The 1,013-nt window shown below is 40.1% G+C and carries 2 protein-coding genes; both read right to left on the bottom strand.

Annotation, left to right across the window (positions count from 1 at the left end; translation table 11 throughout):
• Positions 1-662, bottom strand: a 662-nt coding sequence (locus AC1DVH_RS31725) for a glycosyltransferase (RefSeq protein WP_477757107.1), incomplete at its 3' end; no start/stop codon positions are given.
• A gap of 21 nt (positions 663-683) precedes the next feature.
• Positions 684-1,013, bottom strand: a 330-nt coding sequence (locus AC1DVH_RS31720; RefSeq protein ID WP_477757106.1) for a hypothetical protein, incomplete at its 5' end; no start/stop codon positions are given.

Here is a 1,013-nt window from a genome sequence, read left to right as displayed (position 1 = left end):
AGTATTCTTTTTTCTTCTTTTAATTGCGAGAAGGCTGTGATGAGGTTCTTATGGTCTTTTTGTGGATGGAATCTGCCAATATTAATAAAGACACTAGTATCTTTATCCAGGCCCAATGAGTCTCTTATAGATTTTCTATCTGCAAGGTTAAAATGGAAGAGTTGTGTGTCGATGCCGTTATGAACTGTTGAAATTCTATGGGCAGGCGCAGCCTTTAACCGTACAAAAGCATCAACCGCCTCCTGACTGACATTGGTTGTTTTTGAAGCGAGCCTGTCAGTAATTCGGTAAGCTAATGCGTGAAAGAAACCACCTTCGTTGGTGTTGTGGGCAGTGCAAATTAGTGCATTTGGAAGGCAAAATAATCGATAAATTCTAGCTAGGATATTGGCATGAAACATATGGCTGTGAATCACATCTGGTTTAAAGTTCCTAAGAGTTTTGATGATCGTATATGCGGCAACTAATTGCGACCAAGGGTTTTTTTTCATCATCAGGCTATATATTTTAATCGTTTGATCTTTTGGTGTGACTATGGTTTCACCGGTCAAGGAAATCAGGATAATCTCATCGTCTTGGCTTTTAAATTCGTCAATTAGGGCGGAAACTTGCTTTTCTGCGCCACCTAATCCAAGGCCTGTAATGATAAATGCCAATTTCAATTTTGAATTCCTTTTTTAAGTTCAATCAACCAAAAAGCATTTAATTTTATTTGAAAAGTCCAAATGATTTTCGGCATATTCTCTGATTTTTGAAGGGTGACATTGTTTGCTCTGGAGCTTGGCGTACCAATCGATTATCTTAAAAACTTCCGCTGTCTCATTATTGTTTTTAACTTCAAAAACAAAATCTGGCTTTGGGTCGAAATCCAGATCGTATCCAGCCGTAACGAAAGGCATTCCTCGCGCCGTGTACTCTCTGGACTTTAAATCCGAGGCTGCTTCTAGCCCTTTTCGGTACAGGCCCAAGGATGCTACCGCAACATGCGCCCTTTCAAACTCAGCATCGAGTGC

The organism is Pseudomonas sp. P4_C3 (assembly GCF_056402075.1).
This window is presented reverse-complemented; position numbering and strand designations above follow the sequence as displayed.